We start from the raw sequence: 16,842 nt of genomic DNA on the forward strand, positions 1-16,842 counted from the left end.
GGGGGTTAACCCGATCATCACTATCCCTTTTTCTCGAATTGCATCATAATTTTCAACAAAACCATACAATGTTTTAGATTTAGGAAAAGGAATTATAGGCAGCCATTTTGTTTCCCCCTCATTAATTTGTTTTTTGTTCAATCTACCCATCACTCCACATAACTCCCCACTAAAGCTTTTCCACGGAACAGTTATTCTTCCAGTTACACAATCGTATCCCACATTGAAAACCCGCTGAGCAAATAAAGAGATTCCATCTTGATAAAAGAGAAGATTCGGCTTTGATTCATACCTATCTAGAATTTCATCATTATACGTTTCTATGTCCAAATTTTGAGGATTGCTAATTTTCCTTAGCTTTTTGTAAAACCCTCCAAACGGTGTTTTAGGAGCTTCTATTTCAACAAAGTCATCTTCTCTAAACCCGATTATTTTTGCTATTCTTTGAATTGTTTTAGGAAATGAAAGCCCTAGCTTGTCACGTATAAGAGTTATGAGATCCCCATTTAAGTTTGTTGAAAAACAAAAAGCACTTAGTGTTTGCTTATTGACTTTAACTGACGTTGGGTTTCTTCCTGCTTCCCTTGCACATCTGTATTCATCACCGCGGTCATAAACCTTAAAAAAACCCGTCTCTTCTAGAATTTGTTTTATGTATTCTGGTTTTTCAATTATGTAATTTTTAAGAGCATATACGTCCATGAATTCACCTACCCTTCGGCAATCATGTACGCTGATGTTTTGGAGTACAATACCCTAGCTCTGTCCACTTATTCCAGGCTCCATCGAACTGAAAAAGAATTACTGTTTCACCCTCGTCATTTCTTGTCTTATCTAAAAAGACTAATTTATATTTTTTATTTGGATCTAATTCTAAATACTCTTTTGTTTTTGTATATTTTCCCTTGGAATCTTTCTTAAACCGATATGGTTTTACATCATATTTTTTACCAGGAAACTCATCTTCCCATAATGGCCTAGTTAAAACCAATTCTGAAACGATTTCTTTTACCCCTTTTGCATTAGATAGACAAGCTGCAGTTAAATATCTTGTGTTTTCCATATAAATAGCTAATTGCATTGTAATGATAATGCCGATATTTTCTTTTTCAGCTACCTGAAGAAGTTGTTTTGATGCTTCGACTAACTCCCCCGTTACTGTTGTGGATGAGGCATCTTCAGCTTTAAACGTATCGTAAAGCATGAATCCAAAACCTTGTTTCGCCATTTTTCTCATAATTCTTTTAACATCATTGATACTGTAATCATAAATTTTTGCAAATTTAATTCTTCCCTTGTAATGATCCTCATAATACTTTTTGGCTTCTCTCAATTTGTTCAATTGTTCTTCATTTAAATTCCCCATTTTTTGTCTCTTTCTAGGAAGACCATAATATCCAATTTTGTGACTAAGAATTGTCGCCATAAATATATGCTGCCATGCTCGTTTATTCATTTCGTTTGCGATTATTGTTATTTTTTCACCCTGATCTAGAATAGACATTACATAGGATCTTATGCAAAAACTCGTTTTCCCCGTACCACTAAATCCAGCAAAAATTTGGACGTTTGATTTGTGAAGTCCCAAAGTGTGATAATTCAAAAGTGGAGCCGCTGCCGCATAACTCAGTCCCATTTCTTCCCCGTTTTCGATGGAAGCAATGAAGTCATCCCCTAAATCCAAATCTTCAATCTTTACTCCCGCACCTCGCCCTAAAAAAACATTGTCTAATTGATACTCAAAGTAACTATACAGTTGAGAACTAGTCATTTTCTTAAACTTATCAAGCTCTTTTGTTACATTAAATCCTTTATCATACAACTGCAATAACATATTGCTTTTAATTAGTTCATCAAAGTATGTATCAATATTTTCTTCATTTAAAATACTCTTGATTTCATCAACAGTCTTGATTCCGCCTCTTCTTATAAATCCATTTTTAATTGCATCCTTACCTTCTATATAACTGAATATGCTCGCGTCATCAAAACTTCTATAATTCATGTTGCTCATTTCAAGACCGAGAGTATAATAAAACTTTCCATCCTCAGTTAACAAGTCTCTGTCTGCACGAATTTCTTTTTTGTAATCATCATACAAGTCTGGATTCTTCCATAAACAAAATATAAAACTTGCTTCAATTTGTTCTCTGTTTTCCGTAAGCTCACTAGGATAGCTGTCAAGGGAATTCATTAAATGTCCTCCTCATCCAAAAAATCAAGTATGTTTCCCTTGTTATTAGAATTTGAATTAGGAGTTACTTTTTCCATTTCATTAATAATGCTAAAGTCCAAAACATTGTTTTCTTCTTCAGCTTTTTGTTTCTGTTTAAGCTTCCACTTTTTATAAACGTCATTTATTTTACTCTCTATGATCTTCATAACATATCTAACCATATGATATTCGCTGCTAAAATTTTTAGCATTGAGCCAATATTTGATGTCTGATTGACACTCATCAAAACATTCTTGAATTACTTCGTAATCATAAAATGTATGTAGATTATTTAGACTCTTTACCATGACAGGAGGTATGATTTGTCCAGGATCATATTCAAAAACTTCCTCAGAAATGAATTTGAATAAGTTATCTCTTTTTAATTTATCATTTATAAAACGTTCATACTCTTCCTTGTTACAATAATATTTATTTTTTCCATTTTGATCTGTAACTTTATAAAAAGTATCGGTATTCCCTTTCGCTTTACAGATTTGGCAAACACATCTTCTAGCCAAGAAAACTCTCCCCTCATATAAAATCTTTAGGGGAGAAAATACTCCCCTATATGTTCATTTAATTGCTTAAAACATTGACAATTTTCTTAAATGCTTCAGTTGGTGTGGTGTTAATTCCTTTGAAATCCTTAATGTCATATTCTTCCATTATTTTTTTCATTTTTTCTTTTCCTTCCTCTGTTGCAGTAGCAAATAACGTTTTAATTTTTTCTGTTAATTCTTCATTCTTGGTGGCATCAATTTTATTAGACACCTCCTCAACTGCATTTTGAATTTCTTCTTCTTTCTGTTTTTCTTGTAATTCCTTTTCCTCTTGAATATTGCGGGATTTGTTTTTTTGTTTCTCAAAAGCAGCCTTAATTGCTCCTTGAATTGCTTTAATAAACTCGTCTTTATCTAAAGGGATTGAAGGAACAATATCTGAAAACCTAGATTTAGAATCAATATTAAAATTATCATCTCTAAAGGTAATGATTCTTGATTCATCAACAACAGTCCCAATCGTTTTGTCTGGGCCAATTTTTTGTTTGACAGTTTTCTTTTCAATTGAGCGATTGATAGATGCAACCCCTAAAACATGAAGCTTTGTCTTAATTGCATTAAAGTATTTGTGTGTCATGTTAGTTGTCAACATGTCATATTCTAAACCTGTAACCACGTCTGTCATTGTTCTTTTCTTCGTATGTCCCAAAATAAACATACTGATACCGACATTCTTTAACTCCCACATCTTATCGAGAATCAATTCAACAGCTTTATCTTCACCTGCCTGGAATCCACCAAATGCTGCTTTAATTGTATTTACTCTTTTCTCGGGATTAGCTTTATTATGTAATCGAATAACTTCAGGTTCTGTTATTTTAATTAATTCATCAAAAGTATCGTAGACTAATACTTTCAAATCTTTATAATCTGTCGTTCTATTTTCAATAATATCTTCTGTAAGCTCTTCGAAAGTTTTCCAATCTGGAACATCTTCTTTAATCGCATTTGGAATTGCATCAATTCCATCTTCCTTGCCGATATTTAGAATTATATATCCATCTTCACCAACAAGGCTCTCGCATACTTCTTTCGCCAAGGTTGTTTTACCAATACCTGACTCTCCAATGATTCCAATGTTATAAGCAAGTGGATCAAGTTTAATTTTGTTTTTCTTGCCAAAACGTCTCGCCATATTTCATATCTCTCCTTTTAATTAATTTACATTGTTGGATCTTTCAACATTCAAGAAAATAAGTCATCGAATGCAGCTTCTTTTTCTTCTTCGGTTGGCTTTGTTTCCTCATCTTCCGGTTTTTCTTCATTTTTAGGTTCCTCTGAAACATAAACTAAGTCTTCAACTTCATATGTAGACTCAATTGCTCCCTCAGTGAAATTATTAGTGTCATTTATTTTCTTTAAAATCGGTTTAATCAGTCTATTTTCTTCCCGACTTTCACCTAATAAACCACCCTTAGGTTTAAAGTCGTCAAGAGTATTTAAACCTAATGTAATCATTTCTTTTTGGCTTGCGGTTAAATTTTCTTCAGTAAATTCAATCTCATCTGCGCCTCTGAAAATGTTCACTTCCCATTGTAAATGGTAAACACCTTTTCCCTTTACTTTAAAGAAGCTTTTTAATAACTCTAAACGTTTCATGTGCGTTTCATTATCAAAGTCTAATTTTTGAGCATTGATAATTAATTGTTGAGGAAAAAATCTGTCCTTTTTGATTTGGTTATCATAACTGAGAACATATCCATCTATGTATAATTTTTTTTCTTCCTTGAAATCTTTTTCATCTAATGAATCTTTAGTAAAGAAAATATCCATTGTGGCTCTCAACTGAGATGGGGTTACGTTACTTACAATTTCCATGCTGCGAATGGAGAATTTCCTAAAGATTCTTCCTTTCCATGAGTTATATTCAATATCTCCTTTGATCTTGAATTTTCTGTCCTTATACTTTTCAAGGTTTTCTGACAAGAATTGAATTGCATCATATTCATGAATAAATTCGTATCCATTTGTATTTAATTCTTTGTATTCTTGTTTCAGTTTAGATAATTTCTCTTTGTCTTCATCGGTCAAATCATCTTTTATTTCTAACCCTCTAATTTTGTATCTTAACTCTTTTAATCTGTCTTTATTGTACTCCTCGTTTAAATCAATAATGATTTTTGAGAAATCAGCCACCATGTCTACTGTTTCTTCATTCAAACGATCTTCCCACGGAATTTCTAATTTGGAACCTTTATTATTTTCAGTCCCTTTACTGAAAGAGAATACTTTATTTGGTTTGCTTTTAGAGTACCCTCCTTCAATTTCAACAAAGACGCTATTTGTCTTAGATTCCTGAATTGCAAAATTTAGACGATGTTTAACCCACCCTGAATCAAATTCAGTGATATCATGGAATTTCTCTTTGTTGTTAGGAATAAATAAGGTACCAATGAATTCAAATGTATTGTATAATCTGCTCAAAAATCATTCCTCCATATTATAAATGTACTTTTAATTGATTTAAAATAATGACTCAGAATATGTTTATGTACGCTACCTAGCTATGCAATGCTTTCTGTAATACTTTATGTCTTTGATGCCTAAAGCTTTCGATAATTCTATGTATCTTTTCTTCGAAAATCTTGGTCTCTTATGATTTACAATTTTAATAACCTTCCCATTCCTCACCGTTATATGGAGATCATGGTACATATAAACCTTTGAAAAGAGCCCAATTCTTAGAACACGCTCCGGTGCTTCAGCTTGAACCAGTTTTACATTTCGGGTAAGTTTCGCTCTTGCCTGTTCTTCTGTTATGTTTTTATTCCCCTTGACGCTTTTCCTGTAGTAATTTAAAGCATCGTTTGTAACTTTTAACATTTTCATTTTCTCACCTCTCTCTCAATGGGATGATTCCATTATATCTTTTTAATTTGTTTATGTAAATACAAATTGAAAATTTTTTTATTATCAGGTTAACAGTTAACATTACCTTCTATTATTATATATTTAATTTTTCTAAGATTAAGAATTATATATTCCCATCTTTACTTGCAAATGGAAATATTATATTATTTTCTTGTATTGGTTAAATTATGGTGGAAAAGGTAATTGAAAGAGGTTATTAGATTGAAAAACGTTGTTTTTACTTTGATTTTGTTAATATTACTTGCTAGTTGCACTAATAACAGCTCCCAAATTTCTTTTTCAAAAAGTGACTGTGAAAAAAATTGGGCACTTTGTGCTGTTTTCCCAAATGAAAAAGTCAAATTGTATTCACCTAAAGAACCTGTAAAGGTAGCATTATTGGATAGTGGAGTCAATAGTTCTCTATCATTTTTTAAGAATAGTTCAATAATTTCATATGATGCTATAAACAATAAGCCTACTACCACAGATTCTTTAGGTCATGGTACTGCTATAGCCAGTATCTTATTGGCTCCTGCTAATAAACGAACAGTTCATGGCGTATCACCTAATGTGAAATTATTTGATGTAAAGGTACTTAACGATAAAGGAGGTGGTGACATTGATGATGTAATTAACGGAATCGATTGGAGTATCAAGCAGGATGTTGACATCATTAATCTTAGCTTTGGTTTTCAAAAAGATGACAAAAAGTTAAAACATGCTATTGACAAAGCAATCGAGAAAAATATTATAGTTATCGCTTCTGCTGGGAATACATTAGGTCTTTCAGCAGATTATCCAGCAAAATATCAAAATGTCATATCTGTTTCTTCTGTCGATAAAAACCTAAGAAGAGATAAATTTGCAGCTAAAGGCAAGGTTGATTTTGTTGCACCTGGCGTTCAAATTCCTGTTTTGACTCATTCAGGCAAATTAGAAACCGTTGATGGCACATCCTTTGCAACAGCTTTTGTCACAGGTATAGTATCAAATATCCTATCGAAAAATCCAGAGTATGAAAGGAAAGATGTCTTGAATTATTTAAAGAGCACAGCAAAAGATTTAGGAAGGAAAGAAGACTATGGTTACGGGTTAACACAATATGACTAAGAAAAAGGAGAATTAAATTGAAATATTTTATTAGCTTTTTGTTAGCTGTTTTTGTATTTTATAACGTAGGGACGAGTTTTTCCTCTGCAACAACAAACCAAACAGAAAACAATTATGAAGATGTAATTAATAAGGAGCAAATAGAATCTGAAACAGAAGATTTCTTTGGTGAGTCTGTCAATGGTAATGATGTTGCATTAGAAAGCCAAGTCGATGGTAATGAAGCAACTATTCAAACAAAGATTGAAACAGATGATTTATCGGTTGATGGTGAATTAGAATTAAATTTAGATACTAGTGACATAATTGTTTCCGCAGAAGCAAAAGATGATAATGGTACACTTTTTCAGGGCGATTTTGAAGTGGAATTACAAGATATAAATGATGATGGAGATTTTATTGCAACTTTAACTGACACTGAAACAGGAGAACAATTTAAAGTAAATACTGCTGAAGTTAAAGCTTCATGGTATCCTTTAGTTGTAATTGCTATTACTGTTGCACGTATTGGCATTAAACAAGCTATTAAGAAATTTGGAAAATCCAGTGTCAAAAAAGCAACGAAAAAATATGGTAAAAAAACCTCAGCGTCAAAAGCTGTACGAAAAGTAAATATGTCGAAATTAGATTCTCATTACAAAAAGCACAAAAAAGAGTTCGGTAATATCTCCAAATCTCAATATTTGAATAAAGCACGAACATTTTTAGGGAAAGCTACTAGCAAAACAGTTCTCCAAAAAAGGAGCAAGAAAAAATTCAATGGTAAATATCGTTACTATAAGTATAATAAAAAGACCAATGAATTTTTAGCAGTAGAACGACAAAAGGATAAAGATGTGATTATTACATATTTCAAGCCAAAACATCCAAATAAAAAAGCTGGTTATGAATATTATAAACGGCAATAATTAAATAAAATAATAAATGGGGGATCAATATTGGAAAAAGAATTATATTCCTGTCTAGTATGCGGATATAAAGGATTAAATGAAAAACTTTTAGATAATGGCGAGTATCAAAAAACATTTGAAATTTGTCCATGTTGCAATTTTGAATTTGGCTACAGTGAAGATCATGATGTGAGTTTAGGCTTTATTGTAACTCCAGATCATTTAATTGAGGCTGCATTTCAATTGTATCGAAAACAATGGATCGAGGCTGGGATGAAAATTGCTCATCCTGAAGAAATTCCAGAAGATTTAAAAAATGGGGAGTGCTTAAAATTTGAAGTTTTAATGAAACAATTGAAAGCCCTAAATCTTGACATGGAAAATCTCGATATTGATGGCATTAATTAATATCCCAACCTTAGAAAAAGCCCTTATGGGCTTTTTCTTATCTACTCACTAAAATACACATATACAGGGATACTCTTGCTATCACTCCCCCACCGTTAATTAACTTCCCGTTAAAATGACAGTTTTATTTGAAACAATCGAGCTGCAGAACACAGCTCGATATTAGCCAATTAAATCTCAACCTTATCACGGCTCTCTTTCAGCATTAAAATGACACTGAGACTTTTGCAGTCTTTATTAAAGATGAACATTCGCGTATAATAATCAAAAAAAGGAATGAAAGGGCATTTTATGGATATATTCAAAAAGATTATTGCTGGATTTTTAATCTGCCACCTTACTTTTTTGTCTTTAATTTATTTAAATCTTTACCGAGTTGGTGTATTTGAAAATTGGAGAGATTCCTTCAATTATGCTTTCATATTGTTTTCCTACATTCCCATACTTGCATTAATTGAATATTTCTTATTCCACTTCATTTTTAATAAACTTTTCAAACTTCAATCCACTACTAGAATAGTCTTAGTCACTATACTGACAGTTTCGGCTAATAGCTTCATAATCTATCTCCAGTTAAAAGATTTCACTTTCGCAGGCATGACGGCAATAAGCACTTTACTAATGAGCCTAGTTTTACCTTTTATAAAGACGAAACGCACTGACTCTTAAAAAGCCAGTGCGTTTTTAACGTTTTATATGCTTACATTTATACGAGCATTAGGCATTGGTGGCGCAAGATATTCAAAGCCCTTATTATTTGCTTTAAATAGCGGAACCATTGCATCGGAATACGGAATATAGGCGTACATTTCATGGCTTGGCGCCTGGTCTCTGCTTCCGGTTGCCGTTAACCGACCATTTTTATAAACTACTACGCCTACAGTATAGCTTATGCCAGGAGTAAGCCAACCAAAGTCATTAAAAGCTACTTTGGCGTTATGATTAATGAGAAAGTAATTCTGGCTCTTGTTTTTATTTCCCTGCTGTAAAGTGATGTCCTTAGACGAGGCTCGATTTTGCTTTTTGAACTTTCCCTTTTTGTCATATAATTTTGTCAAACCAACATGCTTCCTAAAGTATGTTGTTGATCCACTTGATGTAAATCTAGCTACTGCTTCAACTTGGGTGCGATGAGATCCACCCGAAAAACTAAAAGATCTGTTATCTCCACCAAATTGATCTCCGTTAGTCCATCCACTGACAATAGACTTTGCAGGTACAAGTTTGTTTGGAATAAAAGTTCTATACATTATACCTGTCTGGTTGGGATGTGGGCCAACTGGAGGTTCCCAAGCGAGGCTATTCACTTTTTCATTCTTCTCAGGAATCTTAATCGCTTTAATGTATTCGTGTGGTCTAAAATAATAATCTTTCATTTGATCAAATCTGATTGTTTCCCCTCTTTTTTCAAACTCCTTGTTTACCTGTTCAATTTCAGATTCACTTAATTTTTCTAAAGCAACAAATTTATAAACATAAATTTCCCCAGGTTTAACATCTTCATCTACAAATGTCTCTTCAGCGTCATCGTCTAAGAGTTTTTCATCTTTGTATACTTTAAGTTTTCCATCAAAATCATCTTGGACATTTCCTCTTAATTTTAAAGTCAGCACATTATCATTAATCGTACTGTCTATGTACCCATCAGACTGTAATGGATTAGGCGCTTCTTCATCAGAGACATTTTTAATCGCTGCTTGTTTTTCTGGCAATGTCCTAGTATCAACATTAATCGTGTCCGCTTTCTTACCATCTTTATATGCTACAATATCATATCTTTGTGGACTAGACGGAGATAAGTCTTTTTGAATATAGTTCGACTCAGTCCCCTTCCATACCAGCTTACCTTCAGAATAAACTTCATACCTATCCCCAACATCATTCCAATCCAACATTACTTCCTTTGATTTTGGATTAATCTCCGTTTCTAGTTCTTCTCCTTTTGCCTGAGCAATTGGTGTTGTAAAAATGAGCGACATTGAAGCAAGAGTAATCAATACCTTTTTATTCAAACATTCCCTCCTTTGACATTACTACTATAAATTAACATACGAATAACCCAAAAACAACTATTTTTTTGTTTTTTTGGGTTTAAACATCCATTTATATGGGTTTATTTCCAAAGATGTTTAAATGAAAAAAGGATCTAAAAAGATCCTTTCTTTGGAATTTTATTATTCTCCTATCAAAATTCCTCTTCATACAAGGCTTTCTTTAAACAATCCAGTTCCTCAAGCTCACACTGTATCTTTCCTAATTTACATTTAACCTTTTCAAGGTTGTCATTTTCTAATTGCAGTAAATCTGTCAGACGTCTAATCTTAGCCTCAATGTTTGCTTTTTGAGTGAGTAAGGAACTTTGTTGCTGCAGTAATTGCTTTCTGACCAATTCAATTGTTTCTTCTGTACATTGTCCTCCGCATAGTTGTTCAACCGACATGAATATTCACCCTTTTTATTTTTAATTAGTTTATATACTTATAATACTTTATACTTTTCTAGGATTTCACCTTTATCATTTATTTATTGCATTTAACTGTCCTCCAAAAACTGCGCCTCCATCAATATCGACATAGGTTCCGCATTCACTAATCCAAATATCATTTCTTTTATCTGGATGAAGAAATTGAGTAATGGTGTGACCAAAAACAACTATTTTCCCTGTTTGGTTTTTGAAATTCCAACATCCTCTGCTCCAGAGAAAATCATTCCTAGGTGTTTCCTTCCAGTCATTTAATAAAGGGTTTATCCCTGCATGAACAAATAAAACATCACCAAATTCATAATACATTGGAAGTTCTCTAATAAATTTAATCTCATCTTTTCGCTGCATCATCTGTCTTGCTCTTTCCTCATAGCTTTTAAAGAATATGTATTCATCCTCAACGAAGCTTGCACAAGTTCGATTGCCGCCGTTATTAAAATACCAGTCTCCTGTTTCATAGTCCTGCACTTCCAAAAATAACAAAAGCATGTCTTCATGGTTGCCTTTCAGGACAACTACCTGGTCTTGGTATTCCTTTTTGAGCTGCATAACTTTTTGAACGACTTTTAATGAATTCTCGCCTCGATCAATCATATCTCCGAGAATAGCAAGGTTCATCGTTTCCGGATCCCAATGCTTCATTAATTCCTCGAACTTTTCATACTCACCATGTATATCACTGATTACAAAAGTTTTATTATACTTCAATCCATCCTCTCCTTTTATAATAAAATATTGTTTTTATTCAATATTGTTCTTATTCATATAATCGCAATAGTCCTGACATTCCTCTTTTGTTTTAAAGAAAGTGTCCCATCTATCTAATTTTTCAAAGTCCATTCCAGAGTTGTAAATTGTTTTGGCAAATGTTGATATTTCATGAGTAAAATAATCTTCACCACAACTTTCTCTCGATTTGTACCAAGCAAGAATATTATTTCCATCATTATTCATACGAAACTCGTGACAAATGAACTCTTTTGGAATAAAAAATTCCTCTTTTTCAGCACAATCACAAGTCTCATACGCCGTTTTGCCCAAGGGAGTCAGATATTCAATTTTTCGTTGAGCATTACATTTATTACATTTAGGTTGCTCTATAAGTTCATAATCTGCTCGGTACATAGTTACTTCAAAATCTTTCATAAGCTCTGATAGCCGTTCTTTTCTAATTTTTCTTTTTAATTCTTGGCGCTCACAATCTAATTCGTATCTCTTTTTCCTGTAGTCATTTTTTATATTCTCGAAATTTACTTTAATGATTTGCAGTTCTTGGTTTTCCTTTTTAAGACGATTCATCTCGGCTACATATTCTTCTTTAACTGAACTCAATAAACTTTCCTTCAATTCATTCATCTTCATCTCAAATTCGCTTGGTTCATGATAAAAATCTTCTTCATAAAAATAATTCATTAATATCCTCCTTTAATTTTTCATAAAATTTCTGTTTTATCTAATTTTCAGTGCTTTTAATGCCGCTAAGCATGTTGCTTTCTCTGGCTTTTCTGCCCAAGCTTCATACTCATCAAAAGAAGCACACCAATCTTCCAGACCGATAAAATCGTGTTCTCTTGATAAATAAAAATTCAGTCCATAATCTTTTTGTAGCTTCTCAACCACCTGTAATGCTAAACTCATTTCTCCTGCAAAATTTTTAAGATTAACCACTTTCCCATCATTATCAAAAGCCAATTCATCGGCCACAATATCCCCTAAAAGCTCAAAACATTCATCTGGAGTGATTTTCTTCTTGTAACCGTTGAATAATCGGTCTTGAATCAATTCATTAATTACAGCATTACTTCTCATCTAATCCCTCTTCTCAATTTGTTTTTATCCATCACATCAACAACAAAAGCTTCAAATTCCTCATCCCAATACGGTTCTGTTCTTGCTATGTATTTCTTAAAAACTCCATCTTCCTCTATCATAAACGTCTGGCCGCGCTCTATTTCAGTGAATTTCTTCTTTGTCCAGATTCCCCTAATCAATACTTTCACATCTTTGAGCTGCACTGTTGCTTGGTGCATTACATCCCTCCTTTTAATCCATTAAGTACCATCAGCATTTTACTTTAAATAACATCTCCCCTTAGATAAGATATTTAAATGGAGGTGGTTTTTTGTTTATAGCTCCAATGCTGCTTGATTCAGCCAAAGAGCCCTTTGATGATGAAGACTACATTACTGAGCTTAAATTTGATGGAATACGAATCATCCTATCTAAGCAAGATGGTAAGATTAAGCTCTACACGCGCCATAATAATGAAGTCACAAATAAATTCCCTGAGCTGCATGATATTGATATTCCCGAAGGGACAGTCTTAGATGGGGAAATTATCGTTACTAATTCAGATGGGTTACCCGATTTTGAATCTGTTATGGAACGTTTTCAATCAAGCAAATCTTCTCATCAAATTGTTTATTGTGTGTTTGATGTCATAAGACTAAATGAAATTTCAATAGCTTCAGAGCCACTTGTTAAACGCAAGGAATTCCTAAGATCGCTAAACCTTAACCATCCGAATATCTTCACTGTTGAAGGAATTCAAGGTAAAGGCAAAGCTTATTTTGAAATGGCCAAAGAAAAGAATCTTGAAGGAATCGTACTTAAGAAAGCAAATTCCCCTTACGAGATCAACAATAGATCAGTAAACTGGATCAAGATTATAAATTATCAGTACACTGACGTGCTTATTACTGGATACACTAAGGAGGATATCAAGTTTTTTCTAAGTTATCCTGACGGTTTAGCTGCCGGATTCATGGAATTTATGCCATTCGATGAGCGCAAATACTTCCATTCTATCAAGCAAATAGAATATGAAACTGATGATTATGTATTCATTAAGCCTTTATTATGTAATGTGAAGCACCGTTTTAAGACTAAAAATGGCAAGCTTCGTATCCCCTCATTTAATTCTTGGAGAGATTAATGCTCTCCATTACATAAACCTCTTGCTACAATCCATCCTCCATTTCCTAAGTGAAAATTTAATACATTATTCAATTAGTTTTTGTTTTCTCATCCACTTTTGAGTTTCTTCATCTCTTCCCAACGCCATGTCTACTGCTTCTTCTATCTCTGTTACATTATTCATATCTACTCCGTGTCTACGTGCTCTGTTGCAAATCCATTCAATCTGTTGTATGGCTGTAATATAATCATGCATCCTTTGTTCTTTTGATCGTTGATTTGGTAACAATACTACCCTCCCCTATCTCACCTTTTCCAATAAAATAACTATTTAACTAGAACGTAAGAGGTATTTAGACTAATTGATTAAAATATGGTACATTATGTACAAGCTCAAATATTCAAGGCTGCTCCTACACCCAAAACAAACCAGCTTTAAAATTCACTTTTTTGACATTCTTAATCTTAGCAACAAATTTTTTAACTGGGGCTGATTTTATGTATTTGACAAACCACTCTTTAGAACTTATGAGTAATGTATCTACAGTTGTTGATTTTGCTGGTATTGTAGATGCGGTGGGCTCTGCCTTGAGTATTTGAGCTAAAACCATATTTATTTGGTTTTAATTGAATCCTAATCAAACGTCTCTAATATTTTCATTAAGCGCTCAACTTTTGGTGCTCTCCAAGCTGTCATAGCGTATGTATGTACCTTTTTAGTGTAATGGTGTCGATTTCTTTTGATATGTTCTTTTGCTTCTTTTTTTGTCAGAAACATAGTGTTAGGAACAATAAATGATTCTTCTATTTCAAAAATCGGAAAAGTTTCATCATTAACATTTTGAGCTATCCATTCAAGCATTTCGCTTTCATCATCCAGGTCATAGAGTTCTCTAAGCTCTTCAAGCATTTCCTCTGCGTACATGTTGTATTTATCATCGAGAATATCTTCAGCATATTCGCTTAACTCATAACATTCGGCTTCATCGGAAGAATAAATGCTTACCCTTTCATGTTCTCCCTCTGTGGTTTCTCTCCACCTGTAGTCCATCAATGCCCAAAAACGAGGTGCTGCCTGGCAATCTGTGTCTTGTGTTCGTAGTTCTTCCTGCAGCTCCTTTAAAAATTGAATATCCTTCATTAATTTTCCCCTTTTAATTACTTTCAGATAAAAACATGCTTTTATCTAAACTCCAATGGTTCATTTAATTCATGTGCTAGTCTGCAGCCAGCAATAAACTGTTTTGTACACACTATGTATCCACCATCACGTAATATATGACCATGAGACATTTCTTTTTTCGCTAACTCTTCTACATATGGCAAGATGGCTTCTAATTCATCCGCAACAATTTTACACATTTCAGGACTAATTTCACCATCACAATCTGAATGACCGAAAAACTCAGTTAGCCCCTTATGCGTTTTTGTGGAATAACCATCACCAAAATACCAATAGCCATCCTTTAATTTTTTATCATCGTGAGGCGGCCAACTACCTCCAATTGATCTTAATAAAAACCTTCTAAGATTATTAAACGCCGAGTATGCCCCACTGAAGGCGCCATGTGTTACATCTAAACCCATATAATCCTCCTCCCACTCGATGAAGTAATCTTTTAATTTGTTTAAAATGACGATTTTAATTTAATCTATCGCTGCATTACGTGTTTTTAAAACTCGTTTTCCCCAATTAAAACATGTGCAAAATCTTCTCCTGGGTAATTCTTTAGAATAAAATCCATACACTCCCATTCAGTTCCTTCAAAAAATGAAGCGTTGTTTCGGGAATCAAAAACTCGATAACCCTTTTTCATATCTTTCATTCTCCTTTCCGGCACCCGCGCCATTACCTGACCTTATATTTTTCAAAAAAACCTTCCATCATATATAAAACTAACCAAGATAAATCTTTCATGCTTTCAGCATGTCCAACTCTTGAAATCGTGGAAATTTCAATATCATTAAACTCGATCCCTTTTTCGTCGCATTTTTCAATGAGTTTTTGTGTCTTTCTTTTTAGCCGTGTGAACTCTTTTTCTTCTGTCATTTCCCCACCTTCCCTTCCCCTGTTTTGGTGAAGGCCACATTACTTGTATTCAAAAATAAAACCTTCTTCTTTTTTTGGGATTTGTGAACATTCGTTTGTTTTCGGCTTGGAATTGACATATATGAACTCTTTATCCTCGCTTAATATTTCATATTCCTTACCCTTTTTGAAAATGCGGTTCCTGTGTTCATCCTCAAAGAAAACATCTCTTTTAAAGACAACTAAATCCATTCTTTTCACCCTTTCCTTATTTCGCTTTATCATTTAACAGCTAACAGTGCCTTCACTTTCGCATATTTTGTTCTGTGCGGTCTTTTATGTATGAATTCAGGAATATCAATACGCTTATTGACTTTTGATTTAGTTCTTACAAGAACACGGTTTTCAAGAAACTGAACTTCTTCCACTTTCTGTCCATGAGACTCAAAATAAAAATCAAAAATCTCTTTAAGAGTCTCATCATTAAGATTGTAATTCATCATTGTGCCTCCTCTTGGATTCTACATAGTCTTCCCATCTGCAATTCTCAAATACTTTGATATCTGCTTTCAAATGCCATTTAAACCATACTAAGTTGAACCAGGCTGTTTCGAATATGTATTTGATGTAACCGATACTTCCATCCCCTCTCTGGATAAAATAATCCTTTTAATTCAATATTTAAATTCTGCACCAAACAATGATTTGCATTCTTCTAAAGTGAATGGTTCTTCAAGAAACAATTCATTTTCTTTGTTAAATGTTATGCAAAATTGGTTCTCCCTTAGAGGAAGTGGGCAATCGCCTCGTCCTTCAACTTTAACAACGTCGCCTACTGCAATCGTTCCTCCTGTAATCAATTCTTTGAAATCTAAAGTTTCGTCATTATGCGATCCCCAATTAACTCCATCTAAATTCACAATCTTAAATTCATTCATGTTATATATTCCTCCTCATCCAGGCGTATAGCTTATATCCAATTCAAAATCACATTTCGGATGCAGCCTCCAAATTTGATGTCCTAAGTATGTTTTCCTAGCGTAATTCAGACAGTTCCTTGTCCCACTTTTACTTCCGTCATAAACAGCTACTATTGCTTCACTGTGATCAATCATGTATTCATTTCGTTTCTGCATCTTAGCTGGTGAAAACTCACCTGGTACAGCTTCACTAACTTTATATTTCTCCAATTCTTCAACATTGACAATCTCATCCGCAACTTCAAGCATACGTTTGTACCACATTTTTTGTTCTGAAGACCACACTTTGTCTTGTTCTTTGAAAGGTGTAGCAATTATGTTTTTGATATGCGGGTATTTCTTCTTTAGAATATGTACACACCAGCAAGCAGCCTGATCGGGTTAACCCCCTAA

The 16,842-nt window shown here is 33.5% G+C and carries 23 protein-coding genes and 1 pseudogene; 4 read left to right on the forward strand and 20 right to left on the reverse strand.

Going from position 1 to position 16,842, the window contains the following annotated elements; all coding sequences use genetic code 11:
* From AB447_RS26000 to AB447_RS22860, 6 genes are all read right to left on the reverse strand, one after another.
* Positions 1-702, reverse strand: a 702-nt coding sequence (locus AB447_RS26000) for a hypothetical protein (protein WP_057957764.1), incomplete at its 3' end; no start/stop codon positions are given.
* Positions 703-724: 22 nt separating this feature from the next.
* Positions 725-2,194, reverse strand: coding sequence for a DnaB-like helicase C-terminal domain-containing protein (locus AB447_RS22840; protein WP_048355030.1), 1,470 nt, complete (start codon positions 2,192-2,194; stop codon positions 725-727).
* Positions 2,194-2,736: a hypothetical protein gene (locus AB447_RS22845; RefSeq protein ID WP_048355029.1), complete on the reverse strand. Its 543-nt coding sequence runs from the start codon at positions 2,734-2,736 to the stop codon at positions 2,194-2,196. The genes AB447_RS22840 and AB447_RS22845 overlap by 1 nt, the downstream gene beginning before the upstream one ends.
* Positions 2,737-2,794: 58 nt before the next feature.
* Entirely contained in the window at positions 2,795-3,913 is a 1,119-nt protein-coding gene (locus AB447_RS22850) for an AAA family ATPase (RefSeq protein ID WP_048355028.1), read from the reverse strand.
* A 50-nt stretch (positions 3,914-3,963) separates the two neighbouring features.
* On the reverse strand, positions 3,964-5,202 hold the full coding sequence (locus AB447_RS22855) for a hypothetical protein (RefSeq protein WP_048355027.1): 1,239 nt from the start codon (positions 5,200-5,202) through the stop codon (positions 3,964-3,966).
* Positions 5,203-5,274: 72 nt separating this feature from the next.
* A complete protein-coding gene (locus tag AB447_RS22860) occupies positions 5,275-5,607 on the reverse strand; it encodes a hypothetical protein (RefSeq protein WP_057957765.1) in 333 nt (110 codons plus the stop codon).
* 243 nt (positions 5,608-5,850) lie between these two features.
* On the opposite strand from AB447_RS22860, the gene AB447_RS22865 reads away from it, so the two are divergent.
* From AB447_RS22865 to AB447_RS22875, 3 genes are read left to right on the forward strand one after another with little or no spacing between them, the layout of a single operon-like run.
* Positions 5,851-6,741: a S8 family peptidase gene (locus AB447_RS22865; RefSeq protein ID WP_053075419.1), complete on the forward strand. Its 891-nt coding sequence runs from the start codon at positions 5,851-5,853 to the stop codon at positions 6,739-6,741.
* A gap of 17 nt (positions 6,742-6,758) precedes the next feature.
* A complete protein-coding gene (locus tag AB447_RS22870) occupies positions 6,759-7,649 on the forward strand; it encodes an SAR2788 family putative toxin (RefSeq protein ID WP_048355026.1) in 891 nt (296 codons plus the stop codon).
* Between the two features lie 30 nt (positions 7,650-7,679).
* Entirely contained in the window at positions 7,680-8,039 is a 360-nt protein-coding gene (locus AB447_RS22875) for a hypothetical protein (RefSeq protein WP_006640535.1), read from the forward strand.
* A 692-nt stretch (positions 8,040-8,731) separates the two neighbouring features.
* On the opposite strand, the gene AB447_RS22885 is transcribed toward AB447_RS22875, so the two are convergent.
* The 6 genes from AB447_RS22885 to AB447_RS22910 all read right to left on the reverse strand — a co-directional run bounded on the left by AB447_RS22885 (position 8,732) and on the right by AB447_RS22910 (position 12,554).
* Positions 8,732-10,051: a hypothetical protein gene (locus tag AB447_RS22885; protein WP_048355024.1), complete on the reverse strand. Its 1,320-nt coding sequence runs from the start codon at positions 10,049-10,051 to the stop codon at positions 8,732-8,734.
* A gap of 173 nt (positions 10,052-10,224) precedes the next feature.
* Positions 10,225-10,479, reverse strand: a complete 255-nt coding sequence (locus AB447_RS22890; protein WP_048355023.1) for a hypothetical protein — start codon at positions 10,477-10,479, stop codon at positions 10,225-10,227.
* 75 nt (positions 10,480-10,554) lie between these two features.
* Positions 10,555-11,232 (reverse strand): metallophosphoesterase family protein, encoded by a 678-nt coding sequence (locus tag AB447_RS22895; protein WP_053075418.1) that lies wholly within the window; start codon positions 11,230-11,232, stop codon positions 10,555-10,557.
* A gap of 33 nt (positions 11,233-11,265) precedes the next feature.
* Entirely contained in the window at positions 11,266-11,937 is a 672-nt protein-coding gene (locus tag AB447_RS22900; protein WP_048355022.1) for a hypothetical protein, read from the reverse strand.
* Between the two features lie 36 nt (positions 11,938-11,973).
* Positions 11,974-12,333 carry a BC1872 family protein gene (locus tag AB447_RS22905; RefSeq protein WP_048355021.1) on the reverse strand — a complete coding sequence of 120 codons (360 nt, stop codon included), beginning with the start codon at positions 12,331-12,333 and terminating at the stop codon, positions 11,974-11,976.
* Complete coding sequence (locus tag AB447_RS22910) at positions 12,330-12,554, reverse strand: hypothetical protein (RefSeq protein ID WP_046132632.1); 225 nt, start codon at positions 12,552-12,554, stop codon at positions 12,330-12,332. Before AB447_RS22910 ends, AB447_RS22905 begins: the two co-directional genes overlap by 4 nt.
* 92 nt (positions 12,555-12,646) lie before the next feature.
* Here AB447_RS22910 and AB447_RS22915 point away from each other — a divergent pair, with 92 nt between their 5' ends.
* Positions 12,647-13,459, forward strand: a complete 813-nt coding sequence (locus AB447_RS22915; RefSeq protein WP_048355020.1) for an ATP-dependent DNA ligase — start codon at positions 12,647-12,649, stop codon at positions 13,457-13,459.
* A 66-nt stretch (positions 13,460-13,525) separates the two neighbouring features.
* Here the strand turns inward: AB447_RS22915 and AB447_RS22920 are convergent, their stop codons facing one another.
* The 8 genes and pseudogenes from AB447_RS22920 to AB447_RS22960 all read right to left on the reverse strand — a co-directional run.
* A complete protein-coding gene (locus AB447_RS22920; RefSeq protein WP_046132634.1) occupies positions 13,526-13,729 on the reverse strand; it encodes a hypothetical protein in 204 nt (67 codons plus the stop codon).
* Between the two features lie 345 nt (positions 13,730-14,074).
* Positions 14,075-14,581 (reverse strand): hypothetical protein, encoded by a 507-nt coding sequence (locus tag AB447_RS22930; RefSeq protein ID WP_048355019.1) that lies wholly within the window; start codon positions 14,579-14,581, stop codon positions 14,075-14,077.
* Positions 14,582-14,622: 41 nt separating this feature from the next.
* Positions 14,623-15,027: a hypothetical protein gene (locus tag AB447_RS22935; RefSeq protein WP_048355018.1), complete on the reverse strand. Its 405-nt coding sequence runs from the start codon at positions 15,025-15,027 to the stop codon at positions 14,623-14,625.
* An 86-nt stretch (positions 15,028-15,113) separates the two neighbouring features.
* Positions 15,114-15,257, reverse strand: coding sequence for a hypothetical protein (locus tag AB447_RS26005; RefSeq protein ID WP_164918129.1), 144 nt, complete (start codon positions 15,255-15,257; stop codon positions 15,114-15,116).
* Between the two features lie 32 nt (positions 15,258-15,289).
* Entirely contained in the window at positions 15,290-15,490 is a 201-nt protein-coding gene (locus tag AB447_RS22940) for a hypothetical protein (protein ID WP_048355017.1), read from the reverse strand.
* A gap of 260 nt (positions 15,491-15,750) precedes the next feature.
* Positions 15,751-15,969: a hypothetical protein gene (locus AB447_RS22950; protein ID WP_048355015.1), complete on the reverse strand. Its 219-nt coding sequence runs from the start codon at positions 15,967-15,969 to the stop codon at positions 15,751-15,753.
* Positions 15,970-16,143: 174 nt separating this feature from the next.
* A complete protein-coding gene (locus tag AB447_RS22955) occupies positions 16,144-16,407 on the reverse strand; it encodes a hypothetical protein (protein WP_048355014.1) in 264 nt (87 codons plus the stop codon).
* A gap of 15 nt (positions 16,408-16,422) precedes the next feature.
* A pseudogene (locus AB447_RS22960) lies at positions 16,423-16,827 on the reverse strand (SLOG family protein); the annotation flags it as partial.
* Positions 16,828-16,842: the final 15 nt, after the last annotated feature.

It is taken from the genome of Bacillus glycinifermentans (genome assembly GCF_001042475.2).
GTDB lineage: Bacteria > Bacillota > Bacilli > Bacillales > Bacillaceae > Bacillus > Bacillus glycinifermentans.